Genomic DNA, 23251 nt, shown 5'->3' on the forward strand with positions numbered 1-23251 from the left:
GGCCCCCCCCCCCACACCCGGTACAGCCAAGAATCGCTTCACGACTCGGCCAGCAGGCGTCTGGCGGTGTCCACGTCGGCGCGGATCTGCTCCACCAGCGCCTCGACGCCGTCGAAGCGCGCCTCGTCACGGATGCGATGGCGGAAGTCCACCGCGACGCTCAGCCCGTAGAGGTCCCCGCCGTAGTCCAGCAGGTGGGCCTCAACGCGCAGGTCCTGGCCGCCGAATGTGGGGTTGACGCCGACGTTCGTGACGCACGGCCGCTCGGTCCCGTCGGGCAGGCGGCACCGTCCGGCGTAGACCCCGCGGGCGGGCACCACCACCCGCCGGCTCACCTGCAGGTTCGCGGTGGGAAAGCCGAGCGCCTGACCGCGCTCGTCGCCACGGACCACGACGCCGTCGACCAGGTAGGGGCGACCGAGAAGGCGGGCCGCGCGCTCGACCCGGCCGGCGTCCACGCTCGTGCGGATCTCGGTCGAGGAGATGACCTCGCCGTCGAGCTCCAGCAGGGTCACGCCCTCGACGTCGAAGTCGCGGCCGGGACCGAGCTCGGCGAGCAGGGCCACATCGCCGGCGGCCTTGTGCCCGAAGCGGAAGTTCGCGCCCACGACGACCCGCTCGGCCTGCAGCGGACCGGTCAGCACGTGGTCGATGAAGCCCTCCGGCGACTGGTGGCGCAGCTCGTCGTCGAACGGCATGACGACGACGAGGTCGACCCCCTGCTCGGCCAGGGTCTGGGCCCGTCTTGCCAGCGTCATGAGCAACCGGGGCTGGCTCCCGGGGTTGACGACCTCCATCGGGTGGCGGTCGAACGTGACGACGGCGCTGCGCAACCCGCGGCTATCCGCCGCGCGCGCGGCGCGACGGATGATGGACTGGTGTCCGCGGTGCACCCCGTCGAAGAAGCCGACGGACACCACCGACGGCGCCGGGTCGACGCCACCCAGCCCGGTCACGATCGTCCCGGCCATGCGCTACCCCTGGAAGACGGCGAGCGGGCGGGCGGACCCGTCGCGATCGGCGACCATCGCGACCAGCCGGCCGGACGCGTCGATGGCGGCGACCGGTCCCTCGTGGCCGGTCGGCGACAGGGAGCGCCCGTGTCCCAGCGCGATGGCGGCACTGGTGTCGAGGTGCAGCCTGGGGTAGTCGGCCACGGCCTCGCTCATCGAGAGCAGCGCCTCGGGCAGCCGCCCCGCCTCCCCGAGCTCGGCCACCGTGTCGAGGTCGACGGCGTCCTCCAGGGAGAAGCGTCCTGACCCGAGCCGCCGCAGCGCCACCAGGTGGGCGCCGACCCCCAGGCGCTCGCCCACGTCGGCCGCGAGGGTGCGCACGTAGGTACCAGAGGAGCACCGCACGAGGAACGCTGCCTCACCGCGTGGTCCCGGCACGAAGTCCTCGAGGATGACATCATGCACCGTGACGGTGCGGGGTGGGCGCTCGACCTCCTCCCCGCGGCGTGCCTTGACGTGCAGGCGCTCGCCGCCGATCTTGACCGCGGACACCATCGGCGGGATCTGCTCGATGGTCCCGACGAACGAGGTGAGCGCCGCGCACAGCGCCGGCTCGTCCACGGCGGAGGCGTCCGCCTCGGTGAGCACCTCGCCGGCCGCGTCGAGGCTGCTCGTGGTCACGCCGAGCCGCAATCGGGCGTCGTAGGTCTTCTGGGAGGCCTGCAGGAAGGGCACCAACCGGGTCGCGCGCCCCAGGCAGACCACGAGCACCCCGGTGGCGTCCGGGTCCAGCGTGCCCGCGTGGCCGACCTTGCGCTGGCCGGCGGCGCGGCGCACCCGCGCGACGACGTCGTGGGACGTCATGCCCGCCGGCTTGTCGATCACCAGGACGCCGTCCATGACCCTCAGCCCAGGCGTGCGGGTTCGAGGGCGGCGCGCACACGATCGATGACCTCGTCGAGCGTGCCGGTCGTGGTCGCGCCGGCGGCGAACGCGTGGCCGCCCCCACCGAGGCTCTCCGCGACCCGTCCGACGTTGACGCCCCCCTTGCTGCGCAGGGACAGCTTCCAGGTCCCGTCCGGCTGCTCCTTGACCACGCACACGCACTCGGCGGCCTCCACGGCCCGCAGCACGTCGATCAGGCCCTCCGTCTCGGGGAGGGTGACCCCGAGATCGTCCAGATCAGCCTGCAGCACAGCCGTCCACGCCAGCCCCGCCTCCGCGACCAGTGCCGCCCGCTCCATGGCCCGCCCGAGCACCTTCAGGTACCCGAAGCTGTGCGTCTCCCACACCCGTCGGTTGATGCCCGCATGGTCGATGTCGTAGCTGATCAGCCGGGCCCCGAGGCGCATCACCTCCGGGGTCGTGCTCGGATGCTGGAACCGGCCGGTGTCGGTCACCAGGCCGACGTAGAGGCAGGCAGCCATCTCGCGGTCGAGCGTGCCGCCCATCCGCGTGATCAGCTCGTCGACCAGCACCGCGGTGGCCGCCGCCTCGCCGTCGATCAGCTGCACGTCACCGAACGCCGCGCCGCTGGCGTGGTGGTCGATGACCACGACGGACCCGGCGTGGTCGGCGGCGGACCGCAGGGAGCCGAGCCGATCCGCAGAGCCGGTGTCGAAGGCGATCAGCAGCGCCGGATGCGTGGGGAAGTCTCCGGCCGGGGTGAGGTCCGCCAAGCCGGGCAGGAAGGTGTACTGCGGTGGCACGAGCAACGTCGGGGCCTGCCCGTCGGTCCCGGTGGCACCCCAACTCGCCGTGACCCGGACCCCCCGGCCTTTCAGGAAGCGCTGCATCGCCAGCATGGACCCGAGTGCGTCGCCGTCGGGATCCACGTGACACGCCAACGCGACGTCCTCGGCCCCGGCGATCAGCTCGATCGCTCGGACCCAGCTCTCCTCAGCGATCGCCATCGGTGGATTCCTGGTCTCGTAAGAGGCGCTCGATGCGGCGGCCGTGCTCGGGCACCGGATCGTGGGCGAAGTCTAGTTCGGGAACGCTCTTGATCTTCAGTCTGGCCCCAAGCTCCCGTCGCAGCAGCGGTGTCGCGCTCGCAAGCCCGTCCGCGGTCTCCTTGCGGGTGCCCTCGTCGTCGGGCAGCACCGTGAAGAAGACCTGCGCCCGGCGCAGGTCGGGTGTGGTACGCACGTCGGTCAGGGTGACAAAGCCGATGCGGGGATCCTTCAGGTCGACCAGGAGGCCCGCGAGGACCTCCTTGACCGCCTCGTTCACCCGGCGGAGTCGTTGGCTCATCGCGGACAGGTCCTAGCGTTCGGGGACGACGACCTCGACGGTCACGTCGAGGATCTCCAAGCGGTGCTCACGGGACACCAGCGTCTCGACCTGCTGGGCGACTTTGCGCGCCCCCACCTCGCTGCCTGCCGCGATCGCCACGCCGAGGACGGCTCGCTGCCACAGATCCTGGTGCCCGACCTCGGCCACCGACACCCTCAGCTCGTTGCGCAGCTTCGCGGTGACGCTCTTGATCACCGCGCGCTTGGCCTTGAGCGACCCACTCGCGGGCACGTGCACCTCCACCTCCATCACCACCGCGAACATCACCAGCTCATCCAATCAGCCACGCGCAGCCGCCCGGGCTCGGTCAAGGCGGGGCGGGCGCCGCCGGGCGGCGGGTCACCTGGGCGGAGGCGACTTAGGGTAGGGCCCCCATGCGGAGCCGGAGACCAGGTGACCCGCCCCATCGACACCCGCAATCCGTGTCCTAGGCTCGGGCGACCTCGCGTTGCTCGAACACCTCGAACTCGTCGCCCACCTTGACGTCCTGGAACTTGTCCAGGCCGGCCCCGCACTCGTACCCGGTGGCCACCTCCGTCACGTCCTCCTTGAAGCGACGCAGCGACGAGATGGTGTCCTGGGCGACGACCACGCCGTCGCGCACGACGCGCACGGGGGCGTTGCGGCGCAGCTGGCCCTCGGTCACGTAGCACCCGAAGACGAACCCGGCCCGCGGCACCCGGAAGGTCTCGCGCACCTCCCCCCGGCCGGTGATGACCTCCTCGAACTCGGGCGCCAGCATGCCCTTCACCGCACGCTCGATGTCATCGACCGCCTGATAGATGATCGAGTAGAGCCGCAGGTCCACGCCCGACGCCTCGATCGCCTCGCGGGCGTTGGACTCGGGACGGACGTTGAAGGCGATGATGATGGCTGAGCTCGCCTCGGCCAGGCTCACGTCGTTCTCGGTGACCGCACCGACACCCTTGTGCACGATGTTGACCCGCACCTCGGGCAGCTCGAGCTTGTTGAGCGCATCGGCGACCGCCTCGGTGGAGCCGGCGACGTCGGCCTTGATGATGAGATTCAGCGTCTGCAACCGACCCGCCTCGATGGCCTCGCCGAGGTCCTCCAGGGACAGGGTCTTGCGCTCGGCGAGCTCCAGACGGCGTTGCCGGGTCTGGCGGTTGCTGGCGATGTCGCGGGCGGTGCGCTCGTCGTTCACCACACGGAACTCGTCGCCGGCGTCGGGGACCTCGTTCCAGCCGAGCACCTGGACCGGCGTGGACGGGCCAGCGGTGGTGAGCGGCTGGCCCTCGTCGTCGAACATCGCGCGCACCTTGCAGTCGGCGATGCCCGCCACCAGGGTGTCGCCGACCTTCAGGGTGCCGGCCTGCACGAGCACCGTGGCCACCGCGCCACGACCCCGATCCAAATGCGCCTCGATGACCGCACCACGGGCCTGCCGGTCGGGGTTGGCCTGCAACTCGGCCAGGTCGGCCTGGAGCAGGACCATCTCGAGCAGGTCCTCCAGGTGCAGCCCGGCCTTGGCCGACACGTTGACCATGGTGGTGTCGCCACCGAACTCCTCGGCCACGAGGCCGTGCTCGGTCAGCTGGGTCCGCACCCGGGTGGGGTCGGCGCCCTCTTTGTCGATCTTGTTGACCGCCACGATGATCGGGACCTCCGCGGCCCTGATGTGGTCGATGGCCTCCACCGTCTGCGGCTTGACCCCGTCGTCCGCGGCGACGACCAGGATGGCGACGTCGGTTATCCGCGCCCCGCGAGCACGCATCTGGGTGAAGGCCTCGTGGCCCGGGGTGTCGATGAACGTGACCGCGCGACCGTCCTTGGTGACCTGGTAGGCCCCGATGTGCTGGGTTATGCCGCCTGCCTCACCGCTGATCACGTCGGTGGACCGGATGGCGTCGAGCAGCAGCGTCTTGCCGTGGTCCACATGTCCCATCACCGTGACGACCGGCGCCCGCGGCGCCATGTTGGCCGGGTCGTCCTCCTCCTCCGCGCCGAACTCGAGGTCCTCCGGTGTGACGAACCGGACGTCCGCATCGAGCTCCGCGGCCACGAGCTCCACGAGGTCGGACGACATGGATTGGGTGACGGTGATCATCTCGCCCATGCCGAACAGGACGCGCACGATGTCCGTCGCGTTGACCCCGATAGCCTTGGCGAACTCCCCGACGGTGATGCCGGGCACCACGTCGACGGGCCCGGACACGTTGGCCCTGACCGGGCCCTGGCCCCGGCTGGGGCGTGCGTCGGCCTCGAACTGCTCCTGGATGGTGAGGTCCTTGCGGCGCTTGCCCTTCTTGCCCTTCTTGCCGCGCCCCGGCGCGGGCGCGCCAGCAGGCGCCCCAGGCCGTCCGGGCCCTGCCGGTCCGCCACCGGGTCGTGGTGATGTGGACGGGCGGGGACGCGCGGGCGTCGACGACGGTGTGCCCTTCGGCGCTGCGCGGACGGGAGGGGGGATGTGCCGCTTGCCGCTGCCCTCCTTGGGCAGGTTGTGCTCGACGCGGCGACGAGGCTGAACCGGGGCACCGCTGGCCGCGGGCGCCGCCGGGGGCCGCACGGTCGGCTGACCGGGGCGCGGCGGGGTCCCCGGACGGGGGACACCGGGGATGCCGCGGGGCTCGCCCTCCTCCTCCCGGGCGGCGGGCGCCTCCTCGGGCTCGGCGCGTTGCGATGCCGAGCGGACCACACCGGCCTGGGCGGCTTCCGCAGCGGTCCGTACCGGCCGGTCGCCCGCAGGGCCCGCCGGCTCGGCGGGGCGTTCCGGCGGCGCGGGTGCGGCCGGTGGGGCGGGTTCGGCGACCGCGGGCGCCTGCGCGGCAGGCTGCTGGGGCTCGACGGGCGCCTGCGGCTCGACGGTTTCCGCGGGCGCGGCCGGGGCGGTGTCCTCCCGCTCCCCGCCGACGCTCACCCCACCTTGATGGTCGGGGCGGAAGGGTGTGGTCGCCGGTCGGAACCGGCGAGGGGCCGACTCCTCCTCGGTCGCCGGGGCCGGGGCGCCCGCGCCGGCCGCGTTCTCGTCCTGCTGCTCGCGCAGGTGCGGAGGGAGGACGCGACGGGCCTTGGTCCCAGGCGTGGGTGCTTGCAGGTTCGAGACGTCGTACTCCTCGGCTTCCCGGCGCTCCCGCTCCTCCCGTTGGCGGCGGCGCTCCTCACGTTGCTTGCCAAGACCCTCGCGGAAACGTGCAGCGTCAGCCAACTCGACGGTCGAGGAGTGCGACTTCGCCTCGACGCCGAACTCAGCCAGACGACGGATGACCTCCTTGTTCGGAAGTCCAGTCTCCTTCGCCAGCTCGTAGATACGGACCTTGCTCACTCCACACTCCTCGAGGCGCTGGCCACCGACGTGGCCGGGGCTTCGGCCTCTGCTCTTCTGGGCGGATCTGCCGCCGTGCTCCACTGCCTGCGTAGCTCGTCCTCATCCACGGTGACCTCTGCGCGCTGACACCGCAACGCCCTCAACAGCGCCGCCGCACCCCGCTGGAGCGCGGCCTCGAGGCAGGCCCGTTCGCGGCACACGTAGGCGCCACGGCCGGGCTCTCGCGCGGCACGATCGACCGTGACGGTCTCCCCGACGACGGCCAGCCGCACCAACGCGGTCCGGGAGGCGGCTCGACGGCAGGCAAGACACCTGCGAACGGGGATGTGACCCAATCCTACATCTCCTGCTGACTGGCGGGGGCGCCCGCGTCCGTGCCCGGCTCGGCGGCGGGCGGCTCGTCCGTGCCCGGCTCGGCGGCGGGCGGCTCGGCGGCGGGCGTCGACGTCGGGCCTGGCGGCGCATCCACCTCGGGCGTGTCCGCCGCAGGGGCGGCCGCGACGGGGTTGCCGTGCTCGTCGACCTCCCCGCGCTCGTACGCCTCCTGGAAGGCCGCCTGCTCCTCGGCGAACTGGGTCTCGCTCTTGATGTCGATGCGCCAGCCGGTGAGGCGCGCGGCGAGGCGGGCGTTCTGGCCCTCACGACCGATCGCCAGGGACAACTGGTAGTCGGGGACGACCACCAACGCGGTGGCGTCCTCGGGGTACAGGTAGACCTCCGCGACCTTGGCCGGCGACAGCGCGTTGGCGACGAGCGCAGCCGGCTCGTCGGACCAGTTGATGATGTCGATCTTCTCTTCGTTGAGCTCCTCGACGATGGCGCGGACGCGGGTGCCACGCGCCCCGACGCAGGCGCCCACCGGGTCGATCGCCGGGTCGGTCGAGGAGACCCCGATCTTCGTGCGGTAGCCCGCCTCGCGGGCGATGCCGCGGATCTGCACCAGGCCCTGGGCGATCTCGGGGACCTCGAGGCGGAACAGCTCCTGCACGAGGTTCGGGTGCGTGCGGCTGCAGATGATCTGGGGGCCTTTGATGGACCGGCGGACCTCGACGATGTAGGCGCGCAGCCGGGTCCCGTGCTCGTAGGGCTCGGTGGGGACCTGCTCGGCGTAGGGCAGCACGGCCTCGGCATTGCCGAGGTCCAGGACCGTCACCCGGTTGTCGTGGATCTGGATGGTGCCCGTGACGAGGTCCCCCTCCTTGCCGGAGTACTCGCCGTAGGTGAGCTCGCGCTCGGCTTCCCGAAGGCGCTGCATGAGGACCTGCTTCGCGGTCTGGGCCACGATGCGTCCGAAGTCGTGGGGCGTGTCCACCCACTCGTTGACGACGTTGCCGTCGTCGTCGAGCTCCTGGGCGTAGACGGTGACGTCACCGCTCACGCGGTCGATGACGACGCGCGCCTCCTCGGCGTCGCCGTCGGAGCGCTTGTAGGCGCTCGCCAGCGCGCTCTCCAGCGCCTCGATCACCGTGTCGAAGCCAATGCCCTTCTCACGCTCGATGCTGCGCAACGCCTCAATCTCGACCTTCACCGGCTTCTCCTCCTCACCAGGGCAGACACTGGGTCGCCTTGACGATCTCGTCGTAGCGCACCCGCACCTGCTCCGCCTGCGTGTGGAGCACCACCGCCTCCTCGTCGGCGGCCACGACCCGTCCCCGCAGCTGCAGGACACGGCCGTCGCCACCGTCGCGGTGGACCAGCACGTCCCGCCCCGCCACGCGCTCGAAGGAGCGCTGGCCGGTCAGGGGATGATCCACACCCGGCGACGTGACCTCGAGCGCGTAGCGGTCCTCGATCGGATCGGTCTCGTCCAGGCGCGCGGAGAGCTCCCGTGACAGGAGCTGGCAGGTGGCGAGGTCCACGCCGCCCTTGCGGTCGACGATCACCCGCACGATCCGCCGCGGACCCGAGCCCTTCACCTGCACGTCCACCAGATCCACGTCGCTGTCGCGCGCCAGTGGCTCCGCGAGCGCGCGCACCGTCTCCTGCTGGTTGGCCATCGCTGCTCTCACCACCTCGGGTGCCCCATCGGGCGAAAGAAAAAGTGGGCGTGACGCCCACTCAATGCGAGATCTCAATTACTCACGCGATCCCGGGCCGATCCTCGATCGTCCCGGTCCGTGCGAGCGGCACGTCAGCACCGATCCTGGACACAACGAGCCTCCCGACTCGGCGAGTCCAAGTATTGAACCTAGCAGCGCCTGGATCGGGCGGCAACGACCCGTGCCTACTGGAGAGGGTACATCCGGGTTGGAGCGAAGGACAGCACCAGCCGGCGGTCGTCCACCATGGCCTGGAAGAACTCGTCGGGGTCGGGGTGGGCCTTGCCGGCCGCCGCCTCGTAGAGCTCCAGGAGCCGTCGGCAGGTGGCGTCGCCGGGTTGCCGCGCCTGCGGGGACAGGTCCGCCCGCCCCTCCGCCACCACGTAGGTCCAGAAGTCGTCGCTGGTCACGTGCAAGCTGACCCGTGGATCACGGCGAGCGTTCGCGACCTTCGCCCGCCCTGCCGTCACGGAGATGGCGACGGTGTCGCCCAGCACGGCGTAGGCGATGTTGGACAGCTGCGGGCGGCCATCCGACGACCTGATGGTGGCCAGCACCCCGCGACGGCGCTCGGCCAGGAACTCTCTGGCCAGGTCGGCGGTCAGCAGCGGCATGGCGATACCCTACCCCGCACCGCGCCCGGCCCCCCGGACACCACACCCACACGGCCCACGGGGCCACACCACCCCCCCCCCCCGGGCCGGGGGGCCCGGCCACCCCCCCGGCCGATCCGCCGGGCCATATCCACAGGAGCGCGACTTCCTCGCCCGCAGGGGCGCTCGATCACGTATGACTGAGGCATGAGCACGCCGACGCGCAAACCCCAGTCCCCAAGAGCACGTGCGGCCAAGACCGCCGCCGAGAACCGGCGCATCATCACCCGTCAGCAGGCGCTGGACGCCGGGCTCACCCCGCGACAGGTCGAGGGGCTGCTCGCGACCGGCGAGTGGTCCCAGATGCATCGCGGCGTCTATCTGGTCGGGGACGCGCCACCGGACTGGGAGACCCGCTGCGTGGCTGCCGTTCGGGCTGCTGAACGCTGTCCGAACACCGGGAGGAAGCGGGTGGTGGCGGTGTCTCACCGCGCGGCGCTCGTCTGCCACGGCCTGCGGGGACCGGAAACGGCCTTGCCGGAGATCACCGTGGTCGGCGACAACCGACCCAGGTTGAGCGGCGTGAAGGTCCACCGTGCCTGCGTCCTGGAGGAGTGCGATGTCCAGGTCGTCGAGGGCATCCCGGTCACGACCGGAGCGCGGATGCTGTGCGATCTCGCCGGTGTGCTCCCCGAAGCCAAGTTCGTGGCGTTGCTCGATGACACGATCTGTGCACGGGTCGCCAGGCGCAAGCAGGTCTGCGAGCGCGCGCGGCAACTGCGGCCCGGCCGGCCACCACTCGCTCGGCTGATCGCGCTCACGGAACCGGGCGCCGAGGGCACCTTTCGGTCGTACCTGGAGCGCACAAGCGCGCAGGCGGTCGCCGCTGCTGGGCTCCCCCCACCGCGCTGGAACGTCGCTGTCCATGACGAGCTTGGGAAGATCGGGGTCGTGGACGCCATCTGGGACGGGATCCCCCTCATCGTCGAGTTCGAGGGACTGCGGTTCCACAGCCAACCCGCCGAGCGCCAACGTGACGCCGAGCGCTTCAACCGTTTGACCGACATCGCCCGCGTCCGCCGCTTCACCTACCGCGACGTGATGGAGCGTCCTGAGTACGTGATCGCCTCACTGCGAGAAGCGCTCGACGCCGGCCCTGCTCGAGGAGCGGGCTCCACCGAAGAGTGAGGCCCCCGACCAGACCACCACCCGGGCCGCGTGGCCCGGCCACACCCCCGGCCGATCCGCCGGGCCACACCACCACCACCACCACCCGGGCGAGCGGAGGTCGCGCCGGCGGGGTGGCTCAGGCGACGACGGTCGGGGCGCCCTCGCCGCGCTCCGCGCGGAGCTCGTCGGCCATCTCGTTGGCGAAGTGCACCAGGGTCTCGACGATGTCGGACTCCTGGACGGTGAACAGCACCTCGCCGCGCTGGATGATCTGGCCCTTGCCCTTGCCGGCGGCGACGCCGATGTCGGCCTCGCGGGCTTCGCCAGGACCGTTGACGATGCAACCCATGACGGCCACCCGCAGCGGCACGTCGATGCCCTCAAGGCCGGCTTGCACCTTCTCCGCCAGGCTGTAGACGTCCACCTCGGCGCGGGCGCAGGAGGGGCAGCTGACCACGTCGAGGCCGCGCTCGCGCAGGTGCAGCGACTCGAGGATCGCGATGCCGGCCTTGACCTCCTCGACGGGGTCGGCCGACAGCGACACGCGGATGGTGTCGCCGATGCCCTCAGCCAGCAGCGTCCCGATCCCCACCGCGGACTTGATCGAGCCGGTCTTCAGCGGGCCGGCCTCGGTGACGCCGAGGTGCAACGGGTAGTCGCAGGACTCGGCGAGCAGGCGGTAGGTCTGGATCATGACCCAGGGGTCGGAGTGCTTGACGCTGATCTTGGTGTCGTAGAAGTCGACGTCCTCGAGCAGGCGGACCTCGGCCAGGGCGGACTCCACCAGCGCCTGCGGGGTGACGCCGCCGTGGCGGGCGAGGACCACATCCTCCAGCGAGCCGCCGTTGACGCCGATGCGAATCGAGATGCCGCGCTCCCTGGCGGCGTCGCCGATGACCTTCACCTTCTCGTGCTTGCGGATGTTGCCGGGGTTGATACGCACGCCGGCGCAGCCAGCCTCGATCGCGGCCATCGCGTACTTCCACTGGAAGTGGATGTCGGCGATCACCGGCACCGTGGACTTGGCCGCGATGGCCGCCAGGGCATCGGCGTCCTCCTGGCGGGGCACGGCGACACGCACGATGTCGATGCCCGCAGCGTTCATGGCGGCGATCTGCTGGAGGGTGGCGTTGACGTCGTGGGTCGGGGTCGTGGTCATCGACTGCACGCTCACGGGCGCACCGCCTCCGACCTCCACCGCGCCGACGTGGATGCGCCGGCTGGCACGCCGGGTCGGACCGTCGGCGGAGGACTCGGCGGGCGGGTTGTTCAGCAGCGGCAGGCTCGTGGGCATGATCCCAGCCTAGTGCGTCGAACCGTGGTGCTACTGGAGCAGCTCGGTCGCCGGGTTGACGATGTCCATGTAGACCACGGTGACGGTCAGTGCGGTGAACAACAGGATGACCGCCAGGGCGATGGGCGTGACCACCGCGGGGTCGATGCGCCAGGTCGCTTCCTTGCCCAGCAGCCGCCGTGTGCCGTTGACGCCCTCCTCGACGGCGAGCAGGGCGACGTGGCCGCCGTCCAGGGGCGGCAGGGGCAGCATGTTCAGCAGCCCCAGGACGATGTTCAGCTGCGCGAGGATGATGATCACCGCGAACACGTCACCCGAGGTCCCGAACGCGCTGATCGCCTGGCCGATACCGACGACGCTCATCGGGCCCTCGACGGTGCGCGGCTGGTCGCCGCTGACCGAGCCGATCCACCGCGAGATGCCCTCGGGGCTGAACGCCTGACCGAGGCCCTGCACCGTCAGCGACGTCAACCGCACGACCGAGAAGTCCCCGCTGACGGTGGCGGTCAGGGCCTCACCGATGGAGAGCCGGCGTGTGACCCCCTCGGGGCCCACGCCGAGGAACCCCTGCTCACTCCCGTCAACGGTGCGCTGGTCGAGCGTGACCTCCAGCTCCCGGGTCTGGCCGCCGCGCTCCACGACCACCGGGATCGTCTCGCCGCCCCGCGCCGTCACGGCCCCGCGCACCGCGTCGAAGTCGGTGGTGGCCACGCCGTCCACGGCCACGATCACGTCACCCTCGGCCAGACCGGCCGCGTCGGCGGGGCTGTCCTCGCTGACGGCCGCCACCTGGTTGCTCCCGACCATCAGCCCCACGAAGGCCAGGGCCGCGAACAGCAGGGCCACCGCGACGATGAAGTGGGTGACCGACCCGGCGACGAGCACGATGAGCCGCTGCCAGGCGGGCTTCTCGAAGAACCGCCGGCCCGCGTCGGCCGGGTCGGTGTCCTCGAAGGAGTTCATCCCGATGATCTTCACGAACCCGCCGGCAGGGATGGCCTTGACGCCGTACTCCGTCTCGCCCCTCTGCACCGACCACAGCGTCGGGCCGAACCCGAGGAAGAACTTCTCGGCCTTCATACCGAAGGCCTTCGCGGTGATGAAGTGGCCGAACTCGTGGATCATGATGACCACGATCAGGCTCACGATGAAGATCGCGACGTACATGTCTCTCCCTAGGCCAAGAGCTCGCGTGCCCGCCGTCGGGCCCACTCCTCGACGGCGAGCAAGCTGTCGAGGTCGACGCCCGCCACCGGTTGCACTTCCCCCAAGACTGCCTCGACCACGTCGGCGATGCCGAGAAAGCCGGAACGGCCGTGGAGAAAGGCGGCGACCGCCTCTTCGTTGGCGGCGTTGTACACGGCCGGGAACACGCCGCCACGACGGCCGGCCGCTACCGCGAGGTCGAGCATGGGGAAGGCTTCGGCATCCAGCGCCTCGAACTGGAGGGCGGTCGGCTGGGTCCAGTCCATGCGCGCCGGCGCGGCGTCCAGCCGATCCGGCCACCCGAGGGCGAGCTGGATCGGCAGGCGCATGTCCGGCGGCGACAGCTTGGCGACCGTCGACCCGTCGCAGAACTCCACCATGCCGTGCACGACCGACTGGGGGTGCACGACGACGCTGATGCGCTCGTAGGGGATGCCGAACAGCAGGTGCGCCTCGATCACCTCCAAGCCCTTGTTGGCCAGCGACGCCGAGTTGATGGTGATGACCGCGCCCATGTCCCAGGTGGGGTGGGCGAGTGCGTCCGCGACGGTCACGTCCGCCAGCTCGGCGCGGTTGCGGCCACGGAAGGGGCCGCCGCTGGCGGTCAGGATGAGCCGCTCCACCTCGCTCTCCGCCCCGGCGCGCAGGCACTGGGCCAGGGCGGAGTGCTCGCTGTCCACGGGCACGATCTGGCCCGGTGCGGCGGCGTCGAGCACCAACGGGCCGCCGACGATCAGGGACTCCTTGTTGGCCAGAGCCAGGCGGCTTCCGCCCCGCAGCGCCGCCAGCGTGGGGCGCAGCCCCCGCGAACCGGTCATGCCGTTCAGGACCACCCCCCGGGGCCCGGCCCGGCCGGCCAGCTCCGTGCACGCGTCCGCACCGCAGAGGACCTCGACCCCCGCACCGAGGCGGTCACGGGCACGCCCCGCCGCGGTCGGGTCCGCCAGGGCGACCCGGCGCACGCCATGGCGCCGGGCCTGCTCGACGAGCAGGTCCGCGTTGCTGCCCGCGGCCAGAGCCTCCACCCGGAAGCGGTCGGGGTGGCGGGCCGCGACGTCCAGGGCCTGCGTCCCGATGGATCCCGTCGAGCCGAGGACGGTGACCCCGACGGGCTCGTCGGTCGCGGTCATTGCTCGCGGCCGACGACGAGGCGCTGCGCAGCCCCGACCGCGGCGGGCAGCGTCTTGCCGCTGCCGAGTGCGTAGTCGGCGTACAGCTGGCCGCACGCGGCGTCGATGTCGCCGCCCCGGTTGTGGCGGATGGTCGTGCGGACCCCGCCCCGCTCCAGCGCCGAAGCGAACGCCCGCTGCTCGACGACCGGGGGCGCTCGCCACGGCACCGCGGGGGTGGCGTTCATCGGAATGAGGTTCACGTGCGCCCCGAACCCCGCGACCAGCGCCGCCAGCTGCTCGGCGTGCTCGCGCCGGTCGTTGACCCCGCCGATCAGCACGTACTCGAAGGTCAGTCGCCGCCCCGTGGTCTCCTGGTACTCCCGACAGGCGTCGAGCAGCTCCGACAGCGGCCACTGGCGGTTGGGGGGCACCAGGTCGTCGCGCAGCGCGTCGTTGGGGGCGTGCAGGCTCACGGCCAGGGTGATCGGCAGGGCGAGCTCGGTCAGCCGGCGAATCCCCGGCACCATGCCCACGGTGGACACGGTGATCGACCGCGCCGACAGGTCGAAGCCGTCCGGGTCGTGCAGCCACCGCACGGCGGCGGTGGTGACCTCGGTGTTGGCCAACGGTTCGCCCATCCCCATGAACACCACGTTGGTGACGTGCTCGGGGACGCCCTCGATCCGCAGCTCGCCGGAAGCCAGCAGGCGCTGCATGACGGTGACCTGGCGCACCACCTCCCCGACCCCGAGCTGGCGGCGGAAGCCCGCCTGACCGGTCGCGCAGAACGGACAGCCCATCGCGCAGCCCGCCTGGGTGGAGATGCAGACGGTCGCCCGGCCCGCGCGCTGCCCGGTGGCCGGGTACAGCATGAGCACGGCTTCCACGGCCTCGGCCGCGCCCGAGGTCGAGAGCTCCAGCAAGACCTTGCGTGTCAGCCCCCCGTCGGCGGTGGTCTCGCGCAGGATGCGGGGCGGGGGGGCCAGCACGGCAGTCAGGTGCGCGCGCAGGTCGACGGGCAGGTCGGTCATCTCCGCCGGGTCGTCGACCCCTCGGACCAGCCACGCGTGGACCTGGCGTGCGCGGTAGGCCGGCAGGTCGGCGAGCAGGTCGCGCAGACCATCGGGGCCGAGCGCATAGGGGTCCACAGGGGTGTCGGGGGGGATGTCAGTGTCCAAGCGCGAGCAGCAGCAGGTGCGCGGTCGGCACGGCGAAGATGACCGCGTCGGCCCGGTCCATTATGCCCCCGTGGCCAGGCACGACCGTGCCGAGATCCTTGATCCCGAGGTCACGTTTGACCAGGGACTCCGCAAGGTCACCCACCGTCGACGCGATGACCACCCCGGCGGCCAGGATCAGCGCGGTGAGCAAGTCGATTCCGGGCACGAAGGGCCCGGTCACCACCCCGGCCACCACCAGCGCCGTCCCCATGCCACCGGCGAACCCCTCCCAGCTCTTGGCCGGGCTGACCGTCGGCGCAAGCAGGCGGCGCCCGAAACGGCTGCCAAACGCGAACGCCCCGATGTCGTTGGTGACGCTCAGCGCCACGACCGCCATGACCAGCCACAGGCCGTTCTCACGGACGAGCAGGAGGCCGAGGAAGCTCACCAGGAACGGCACCCACAGGGCCATCAGCAGCGTCGATCCGATACTGGCGACGACCCGGCGCCGGCCGGTGTCGAGCAGCACCCACGCCAGCGTGCCGAGCACGAGCAGCACGAGCCCCAGCGACTGCGCCGACGGGCCGGCGACGTACGTGCCGAACAGCATCACGAGCCCTGCACTGACCGCGATGGGCGTGGCGGGACGCAGGCCCTGCTGGCGGAAGGCGACATCGAGCTCGAGCAGCGCCATCACCGCGAGGATGCCGATGAACCCGAGGAACACCAGCGGATGCACGAGGAGCGTGACGATGAAGATCGCCGCCAGCGCCACACCCGAGGCGATCGCGACCGGCAGGTTTCGGCCCGACGACCGCCGGGGCCTCGCCCCTGAGGCCGGCGCCTCCATCGGTTCTCCTCCGGTTCCTGGTGGCTCGCTCAGACCTCCAGCAACTCCTTCTCCTTGTTGACGAGCACCTGGTCGATCTCGGCGATGTGCTGATCGGTCAGGTCCTGCAACCGGCCCTCCGCACGGTGCGAGTCGTCCTCGGTGATCTCCGACATCTCCAGCAGCGCACCGAGGTCCCCCTTGGCCTGCCGGCGGATGTTGCGGACGGCCACCCGCCCCTCCTCGGCCCGCTCACGGGCGAGCTTCACGAACTCCTTGCGCCGCTCCTCGGTGAGGTCCGGGAAGATCACGCGGATGATCTTGCCGTCGTTGGAGGGGTTCAGCCCGAGGTCGGACTGGGACAGCGCCCGCTCGATCTCCTTCAGGGCGGACGCGTCGTACGGGCTGATCACGAGCATGCGCGCCTCCGGGACGCTCACCCCGGCGATCTGCTGCAAGGGTGTGGGGGTCCCGTAGTACTCGACGGGGAGGTCGGTGATCAGGCCGGGGTTGGCCCGCCCCGTGCGGATCTTGGCGAAGGACGCCCGCGTGTGCTCGACGGCTGCGGCCATCTTTGATCGCGCCTCGTTCATGATGTCATCGATCACGGGTTCCTCCTCGCCGGGCGATCACTGCTCGGCCACCGCGTGGACGAGGGTTCCGATCGCCTCGCCGGCGACGGCACGACTGATGTTGCCCTCGGTGAACAGGTCGAAGACGATGATCGGCAGGGCGTGGTCCATGCACAGGGAGATGGCGGTGGCGTCCATCACCCGCAAGCCGCGGCTCAGCACGTCGAAGTAGGTGAGGCTCGCGAACCGCTTCGCCGCCGCGTCGACGTGGGGGTCACGATCGTAGACGCCGTCGACCTTGGTGCCCTTCAGCAGGGCGCCCGCGCCGATCTCCAGCGCCCGTTGCGCGGCAGCTGTGTCCGTCGAGAAGTACGGGGCACCGAGTCCGGCGGCGAAGATCACCAGCCGGCCCTTCTCCAGGTGGCGGATCGCCCGTCGCCTGATGTAGGGCTCCGCCAGCTGGGACATCGTCACCGCCGACTGCACCCGGGTCTGCAGGCCCTCCTTCTCGCACGCATCCTGCAGCGCCAGGGCGTTGATGACCGTGGCGAGCATGCCCATGTTGTCCGCGCTGGAGCGGTCCATGCCGCCTGCCTGGGGTGACGCGCCCCGGAAGATGTTCCCGCCGCCGACGACCACCCCCATCTCCAACCCCCCGCTGGTGACGTCGGCGAGCTGGCGGGCCACGGAGCGGACGAGCGGCGGGCTGATGGTGGTCGAGGAATCCGAGAACGCCTCGCCGCCCAGCTTCAACAGCACCCGCCCATACTTCGCATCACCACGCACCAGCGTCATCCACTCCCCGGGTCGGCCCGTCGGCATCGTATAGGGAGCACGCCCCACGGGTCGCAGCCAACGGTCGGACGCGCCAGATCACCGGCGGCGCCCCATCGGTCGGACGCGCGAGAGCAGCGGCGGCGCCCCATCGGTCGCAGGCGCGGACGCGCGAGACCAGCGGCGGCGCCCCATCGGTCGCAGGCGACTAAAGGGGTTTCTGGGAGCCGGAGACCGATGGGGTGCCGCCGTACCAGGTGGGCGCCGCCGCACCAGGAGCCCGATGGGGCGCCGCCGCCGACACCGTGATCAGGCGCCGACCTGGTACCGGACGAACCGTCCCACCTCGATCTTCTCACCGCTGGTGCGCTGGAACTCGGCGAGCAGGTCGGCCACGGTGCGCGAGTCGTCCTTCACGAACGGCTGGTTGAGCAGCACCTTGTCCTTGTAGAAGGACTTGATCTTGCCCTCCACGATCTTCTCGACGATGTGGTCGGGCTTGCCCTCCTCACGGGCCTGCCGCTCCACGAAACCGCGCTCGGCGTCCAGAACGGCCTGGTCGACCTGGTCCTCGCTGACCACCTGGGGCTTCATCGCCGCGATGTGCAGCGCCACATCGTGGGCGAGCTGGCGAAAGGCCTCGCCCTTCGCCACGAAGTCGGTCTCGCAGTTCAGCTCGAGCAGCACACCCTGCTTGGCCGGCAGACCTGGGCTCGGCGTGTGCAGGTAGGCGTGCACCAGCCCCTCGGAGGCGGTGCGCTCACCGACCCGGCCCTCCATCTTGGCCCCGGTTCGCTCACGGACGAGCTCGGCGGCCTTGTCGAAGTCGCCGTCGGCATCGGTCAATGCCCGCTTGCAGTCCATCATCCCCGCGCCGGTGGCATCGCGGAGCTTCTTCACATCGGCAGCGGTGAAATCGGACACGAGGACTCCTTCGGTGATTCGGTGTGCGCGCGCGGCGGGGCGGAGGGGCGGTCAGGCTCCGGCGGTCGCCGGCGGTTCCTGGGGGCTCTCCGGCGCCACGTCCGTGTGTTCCTGTGGCGCCGGTTCGGCGTCGGGCTGGTCACCGGCCTGAGCGGCCTGCGCAGGTGCGTCCGGCGCCGCGCCCTCTGAGGCAGCCTCCCCCGACGCACCGTCGGAGACCTCGCCGCCCGCCGCTGCGGCGGCCTGGCGGGCCTCCTCGCGCTGCAGGGCGATCTCCCACTCCGCGAGGGGCTCACCCTCTTCTTGTGCTGGGGTTCCCGGCGCCGGCTTCTGTGCGGCGGCAGCGGCAGCGGCGGCCTGCTCGGCGACGACGTCGTCGGCGCTGCGGCTGGCGCGCTGCACGTAGCCCTCGGCGCAGGCGTCCGCCATGATGCGGGTCAGCAGCGCGCCCGAGCGGATCGCGTCGTCGTTGCCCGGGATGACGTACTGGATCTCGTCGGGGTCGCAGTTGGTGTCGACCACCGCGACGACCGGGATGTTCAGGCGGTTGGCCTCCTTGACGGCGATGTGCTCCTTGACCGTGTCGACCACCCACATGGCGGCGGGCACCTTGCCCATGCCCCGGATGCCGCCGAGGTTGCGCTCCAGCTTCTCCCGCTCGCGCTGGAGGGTCAGGACCTCCTTCTTCGGGAGCAGCTCCATGGTCCCGGCCTGCTCCATCTCCTCGAGCTCGCTGAGGCGACGCAGCCGCTGCTTGATGGTCTCGAAGTTGGTCAGCATCCCCCCGAGCCAGCGGTAGTTGACGTAGGGCATGCCGACGCGCTGGGCCTGCTGCTCGATGGCTTCCTGCGCCTGCTTCTTCGTGCCGACGAACAGCACCGTGCCCCCCTTGGCGACGGTGTCGCGCAAGAAGTTGTACGACTGCTCCAGCATGCCGATGGTCTGCTGGATGTCGATGATGTAGATGCCGTTGCGCTCGCTGAAGATGAAGCGCTTCATCTTCGGGTTCCAACGACGGGTCTGATGTCCGAAATGGACACCGGCCTCGAGCAGCTCGCGCATGCTCACGACGGCCATGGGTGGTCCTTCCTGTGGGCGCGGGTGCACCGCGCGTTGCGGTTGGTCCTCGCGCACGCCGACTTGGACCGCCCGTCCGTCACGGCGGGCAGCACCGCGAAGTTCCTGCGGCGCGCGCTGTGTAGTGGTGTGTCGCCTGTCACGACACCAAGATGGCCCGGCGAGCCGGACCGCTGTCGAGCATACCGCGCCCGGTCGGTGACCGCGAGACGTCAGCGCGGGAGCCGCACGAGGTGGGGCCGCCAGCGCCCGAGCAGCCGCAAGGGGTCGATGTACTCGTCATCCAGCCTGGCGCCCCAGTCCAGGTGCTCGACGCGGGCAGCCAACCGCCCCAGCTCCTGGCCGGCCGCGACACGCTGGCCGGCGGTCACCCCACGCGGGTCGAGTGTCCCGTAGGTGGTGTCGAGGCCTCCGCCGTGATCGACGGTCACCCAGCCCCGTCGCGCCACCGTGCCCGAGAACGTGACCGTTCCCGCCAGGGCGGCCACGACGGGTGTGCCCGGCACCGCCGCGATGTCCACACCCCGGTGACCCGCCCCGTAGCGCCTGGTCGGCGGGTCGAAGGGCCGGACGATGGGGCCGTCGACGGGCAGCACCGCCCGGGCCGAGCCCGTGGTCCGGCGGCTGTCCGCCTCGACCGCCGACGGCGCGTGCACCGCCAGCACCCCCAGCACACCCAGCGCCGCGACCAAGCCCGCTGCCACCCTGCGCATACGCCACCTCCCACGGCGACGCTAGCCAAGGGACGAGCTCCTCATGCGGGCCGTCTGCCAGCCTGTGGAAATCGGCCGCGGGCACCGGGGGGTGGGGGATGGGCAAGCTCCGGCGATTCACCGGTCAGCTGGCGATGCGCTCCATCACCTTTGCCCGCAGGCCGAGCACGGCCTTGGTGTGGATCTGGCACACCCGCGACTCGGTGACGCCGAGGATCTCGCCGACCTGCGCGAGCGTCAGGCCCTCGAAGTAGTAGAGGACCAGGACGGTCTTCTCCCGTTCGCTCATGCGGCCGAGGGCCTCAGCGAGGATCGCCTTCATCTCGACGTCCTCGTAGCGCGTCTCGGGGTTGACCGCACGGGGGTCCTGCAGCGAGTCGACCAGCGCCTGGCGGTCGTGGTCGTCGCCGGACATCGTGTCGTCCAGCGCGACCAGGGACACCAGCGACACCTGCGTCAGGGTCTGGCGCAGGTCGTCGACGCTGATCTCCAGCTCTCCGGCGAGCTCGGATTCGGTGGGTGTGCGTCGCAACCGGGTTTCCAGAGCCGCCAGCGCGCGTTCCACGTTGCGGGCCTTCGCCCGGACGCTGCGGGGCACCCAGTCGATCGAGCGCAGCTCGTCGATGATGGCGCCCTTGATCCGCGTGATGGCGTAGGTCTCGAACTTGACGGCCTTGGCCAGGTCGAACTTCTCGATGGCGTCGATCAGGCCGAACATCCCGTAGCTCACCAGGTCGGCGTGCTCGATGGTGGAGGGCAGGCCGACCGAGACGCGTCCGGCCACGTACTTGACCAGTGGCGAGTACTGCAGGATCAGACGCTCGCGGGTCGCGGGGTCGCCCGTCTCCTTGTAGTGCTCCCAGAGCGCCACGACGGCAGGGTCGTGCGACGGCCGGCCGAGGCCGGCAGCGTCAGGAGGCGAGCTCGACATCGTGAACCCTTGACCCCTCACGCACGAGGATGCGCGTGCTCATAGCTGGCTCGCAGGTGCTCCCGCGACAGGTGAGTGTAGTTTTGCGTGGTCGAGAGGGCAACGTGGCCCAGCAGCTCCTGGACGCTGCGCAGGTCGGCTCCCCCCTCCAACAGGTGCGTGGCATAGCTGTGTCGCAACGTGTGTGGGCCTACCGTGCCGAGGCCCGCCTCCTGTGCCGCGCGCGCCACCACCGAGTAGGCACCTCGCGGTGACAGGCGCTCCCCCCGGGTGTTGAGGAAGACCGCCGCCGTGGCTGTGCCCGCTGCGCTCGCGGCGAGGACGTCCGGACGCCCGCCGCTCAGCCACCGTTCCAGGGCCCGGCAGGCCGGCTCGCCGAGGGGCACCAGGCGCTGCTTGTCGCCCTTGCCGTGCAGCAGGGCGCTCGCCGCCACGAGATCCACCCCGTCGGTGTCGAGGCCGACGGCCTCGCTGACCCGCGCACCGCTGGCGTACAGGAGCTCCAGGAGCGCCCGGTCGCGCAGGCCCATGGGCGTCGTGGGGTCCGGTGCGTCCAGGAGCGCCCGCGCCTGGTCCGCGCGCAGCACCCGGGGCAGGACCCGCCCCGACCGGGGGGTGCCGAGCGCGGCGGACGGATCGCTGTGCACGAGCCCCTGGCGGACGAGCCAGCCGAAGAAGCTGCGCACCGAGGCCGCCTTGCGCGCCACCGAGGCGCGCGCATAGTCCCCGTCGAGGAGGGCTGCCAGGTAGCGCCGCAAGACGAGCGGCTCGACCTCGTCAGGGTCGTCGATCGCGAACCCGGCGCAGAAGCCGGCCAGCTGGCGGGCGTCGCGCGTGTAGGCAGCGACGCTGTGGGCGGCGAGCATGCGCTCGTCGCGCAGGTGGACGCGGTACTCCTCCACGGCATGGCTCCACGCCGGAGGCATCCGGTCGGGGAGCTGCACGCGGTCTCCAGGGTCATGGGCTGATGAGGTCCCAGCGTCGCACAGTTCGCTCCGCGAAACCATCGCCGGGGCTCCCAGCCGCCCACCGCCGGCACGCCGGGTAGGGTCGGGTCATGGACCAGACGTCCACGACCCCTGCCCCCCCGGCCGCCGCCGGGGCGCGCCGCACCCGTCGCCGGTGGCTCGTCGCGGGCGGGGCGGTCCTGGTCGTGCTGGTCGCCGTGGTCGTGGTCTGGCGACTGGCGGGCGGTGGTGACCTGCAGCGGATCGCCGGGGCGGCCGACGCGACCCTGGCCGCGGAAAGCGCCCGGGTGGCCGTGGTCGCCACGGTCGAAGGTGTGCCGATCCTGGGCCCGTTCACGCTGACCGTCGCCGAGGGCGAGCTGGACCTGGCCGAGCAGCGGGCCCATCTGCGCCGCGAGGTCCCGGATGTGTCGGCGATCCCCCTGCTGAACCGCCTGCTGCCCGAAGCGGTGGAGATCCTCCACGACGGCACGCAGGCGTACTTGCGCCTCCCGATCGGGGGTGAGCGGACCTGGGTGCGGCTCGGCGAGGCCGCCGAGGGCAGCGACGGTCCGGCGATCGCCGCTCCCGGACTCACGAACCCGGCCGCGGCCCTCGCGCTGCTGCGTGTGCTGGACGGCGTGCCCGAGGTGCTCGGCGAGGAGGTCGTGCGGGGACAGGACTCCACCAGATTCCGCGTCGTGGTGAACCTCGAACGCGCGGCCGAGGTCTTGTCGGGGCGGGCAGAGGACGTGGCCCGGGGTCTGCGGCGGCTGCGCGGCAGCAACACTCTGCCCATGGTCGTGTGGCTCGACGGCGACGACCGGGTCACGCGGTTGCGCTACGCGGTGGAGCCCGACCTCGCGGGCCAGAGCGTCAGGGTGGTGACCGACCTGGAGCTGTTCGACTTCGGCATCCCCGTGGACATCCGCGCTCCGAGCCCCGACGATCTGGCCACGCTCCCCACGGACCGACTCCAGGACCTGGACCCGTTCGCGTGGCTGCAGAGGCTTCTCGACCTCTGAGCACCGCGGCACCCCTGCGGCGCGCATCGCCGACCGTGCTGCCCTCGAGCCACGGAGGGAATTCCACCGTCGGCGAGCCCCCGCTCGGAAATTTCGGAAGGATGCCTTGACGCAGGTAGGATGTCTGTTACTGTTCCTTCAAGCCCGGTACGTGTCGGCCGCATGTAGCAGGCTGAGGCCCTCACCAGGTGTTTGGGCCCTGGCGCTTGTCGGTCAGCTGCCAGGGAACGCGCCAGGAGAAAGCCTACCTTCAACGTAGGACGCGCAGCAGAAGCGGGACCCACCCCCGCCACCATCGATTTCGAGGGAGCCACCCCACATGTGCTTCAAGAACCTCCCCGTGCAGTTCGA

General features: G+C 71.3%; 23 protein-coding genes. 2 read left to right on the forward strand and 21 right to left on the reverse strand.

The genetic code is table 11. The features are described from left to right. Positions 1–38: 38 nt before the first annotated feature. From WD250_13505 to WD250_13545, 9 genes are all read right to left on the reverse strand, one after another. Positions 39–971 (reverse strand): bifunctional riboflavin kinase/FAD synthetase, encoded by a 933-nt coding sequence (locus WD250_13505; protein MEX2621224.1) that lies wholly within the window; start codon positions 969–971, stop codon positions 39–41. 3 nt (positions 972–974) lie between these two features. Continuing rightward, on the reverse strand, positions 975–1853 hold the full coding sequence (gene truB / locus WD250_13510) for a tRNA pseudouridine(55) synthase TruB (protein MEX2621225.1): 879 nt from the start codon (positions 1851–1853) through the stop codon (positions 975–977). Positions 1854–1858: 5 nt separating this feature from the next. Next, positions 1859–2866 carry a bifunctional oligoribonuclease/PAP phosphatase NrnA gene (locus WD250_13515; protein ID MEX2621226.1) on the reverse strand — a complete coding sequence of 336 codons (1008 nt, stop codon included), beginning with the start codon at positions 2864–2866 and terminating at the stop codon, positions 1859–1861. After that, the gene (gene rbfA, locus WD250_13520) at positions 2853–3206 is read right to left on the reverse strand and encodes a 30S ribosome-binding factor RbfA (GenBank protein MEX2621227.1); all 354 of its coding nucleotides are present in this window, start codon (positions 3204–3206) and stop codon (positions 2853–2855) included. The genes WD250_13515 and rbfA overlap by 14 nt, the downstream gene beginning before the upstream one ends. Positions 3207–3218: 12 nt before the next feature. Further along, positions 3219–3512 carry a DUF503 domain-containing protein gene (locus WD250_13525; protein ID MEX2621228.1) on the reverse strand — a complete coding sequence of 98 codons (294 nt, stop codon included), beginning with the start codon at positions 3510–3512 and terminating at the stop codon, positions 3219–3221. Positions 3513–3675: 163 nt separating this feature from the next. Then, positions 3676–6531, reverse strand: coding sequence for a translation initiation factor IF-2 (gene infB / locus WD250_13530; GenBank protein ID MEX2621229.1), 2856 nt, complete (start codon positions 6529–6531; stop codon positions 3676–3678). A gap of 340 nt (positions 6532–6871) precedes the next feature. After that, positions 6872–8062, reverse strand: a complete 1191-nt coding sequence (gene nusA / locus WD250_13535) for a transcription termination factor NusA (protein ID MEX2621230.1) — start codon at positions 8060–8062, stop codon at positions 6872–6874. A gap of 13 nt (positions 8063–8075) precedes the next feature. After that, entirely contained in the window at positions 8076–8531 is a 456-nt protein-coding gene (gene rimP, locus WD250_13540) for a ribosome maturation factor RimP (protein ID MEX2621231.1), read from the reverse strand. A gap of 227 nt (positions 8532–8758) precedes the next feature. Further along, the gene (locus WD250_13545; GenBank protein MEX2621232.1) at positions 8759–9187 is read right to left on the reverse strand and encodes a PPOX class F420-dependent oxidoreductase; all 429 of its coding nucleotides are present in this window, start codon (positions 9185–9187) and stop codon (positions 8759–8761) included. A 186-nt stretch (positions 9188–9373) separates the two neighbouring features. Between WD250_13545 and WD250_13550 the strand changes: the two genes are divergently transcribed. Then, a complete protein-coding gene (locus WD250_13550; protein ID MEX2621233.1) occupies positions 9374–10354 on the forward strand; it encodes a type IV toxin-antitoxin system AbiEi family antitoxin domain-containing protein in 981 nt (326 codons plus the stop codon). A gap of 118 nt (positions 10355–10472) precedes the next feature. On the opposite strand, the gene ispG is transcribed toward WD250_13550, so the two are convergent. From ispG to WD250_13610, 12 genes are all read right to left on the reverse strand, one after another. Continuing rightward, on the reverse strand, positions 10473–11630 hold the full coding sequence (ispG, locus tag WD250_13555; GenBank protein MEX2621234.1) for a flavodoxin-dependent (E)-4-hydroxy-3-methylbut-2-enyl-diphosphate synthase: 1158 nt from the start codon (positions 11628–11630) through the stop codon (positions 10473–10475). A 30-nt stretch (positions 11631–11660) separates the two neighbouring features. Continuing rightward, positions 11661–12797: a site-2 protease family protein gene (locus WD250_13560; protein ID MEX2621235.1), complete on the reverse strand. Its 1137-nt coding sequence runs from the start codon at positions 12795–12797 to the stop codon at positions 11661–11663. 8 nt (positions 12798–12805) lie between these two features. Continuing rightward, positions 12806–13966, reverse strand: a complete 1161-nt coding sequence (gene dxr, locus WD250_13565) for a 1-deoxy-D-xylulose-5-phosphate reductoisomerase (protein MEX2621236.1) — start codon at positions 13964–13966, stop codon at positions 12806–12808. Beyond that, on the reverse strand, positions 13963–15126 hold the full coding sequence (gene rlmN, locus WD250_13570; protein ID MEX2621237.1) for a 23S rRNA (adenine(2503)-C(2))-methyltransferase RlmN: 1164 nt from the start codon (positions 15124–15126) through the stop codon (positions 13963–13965). Before rlmN ends, dxr begins: the two co-directional genes overlap by 4 nt. After that, positions 15116–15958 (reverse strand): phosphatidate cytidylyltransferase, encoded by an 843-nt coding sequence (locus tag WD250_13575; GenBank protein MEX2621238.1) that lies wholly within the window; start codon positions 15956–15958, stop codon positions 15116–15118. Before WD250_13575 ends, rlmN begins: the two co-directional genes overlap by 11 nt. 29 nt (positions 15959–15987) lie before the next feature. After that, entirely contained in the window at positions 15988–16545 is a 558-nt protein-coding gene (gene frr / locus WD250_13580; GenBank protein ID MEX2621239.1) for a ribosome recycling factor, read from the reverse strand. A 21-nt stretch (positions 16546–16566) separates the two neighbouring features. Then, complete coding sequence (pyrH, locus tag WD250_13585; GenBank protein MEX2621240.1) at positions 16567–17268, reverse strand: UMP kinase; 702 nt, start codon at positions 17266–17268, stop codon at positions 16567–16569. 324 nt (positions 17269–17592) lie between these two features. Continuing rightward, a complete protein-coding gene (locus tag WD250_13590; GenBank protein ID MEX2621241.1) occupies positions 17593–18207 on the reverse strand; it encodes a translation elongation factor Ts in 615 nt (204 codons plus the stop codon). 51 nt (positions 18208–18258) lie between these two features. Beyond that, positions 18259–19284, reverse strand: coding sequence for a 30S ribosomal protein S2 (rpsB, locus tag WD250_13595; protein ID MEX2621242.1), 1026 nt, complete (start codon positions 19282–19284; stop codon positions 18259–18261). Positions 19285–19496: 212 nt separating this feature from the next. Then, positions 19497–19997 (reverse strand): M23 family metallopeptidase, encoded by a 501-nt coding sequence (locus WD250_13600; protein ID MEX2621243.1) that lies wholly within the window; start codon positions 19995–19997, stop codon positions 19497–19499. Positions 19998–20121: 124 nt separating this feature from the next. Beyond that, entirely contained in the window at positions 20122–20928 is an 807-nt protein-coding gene (gene whiG / locus WD250_13605; GenBank protein MEX2621244.1) for an RNA polymerase sigma factor WhiG, read from the reverse strand. A 17-nt stretch (positions 20929–20945) separates the two neighbouring features. Beyond that, positions 20946–21872 carry a tyrosine recombinase gene (locus WD250_13610; GenBank protein ID MEX2621245.1) on the reverse strand — a complete coding sequence of 309 codons (927 nt, stop codon included), beginning with the start codon at positions 21870–21872 and terminating at the stop codon, positions 20946–20948. A 113-nt stretch (positions 21873–21985) separates the two neighbouring features. Between WD250_13610 and WD250_13615 the strand changes: the two genes are divergently transcribed. Continuing rightward, complete coding sequence (locus WD250_13615) at positions 21986–22900, forward strand: hypothetical protein (GenBank protein MEX2621246.1); 915 nt, start codon at positions 21986–21988, stop codon at positions 22898–22900. The last annotated feature ends 351 nt before the right edge of the window (positions 22901–23251 follow it).

It is taken from the genome of Egibacteraceae bacterium, from assembly GCA_040905805.1.
Taxonomy (GTDB): Bacteria; Actinomycetota; Nitriliruptoria; order Euzebyales; family Egibacteraceae; genus DATLGH01.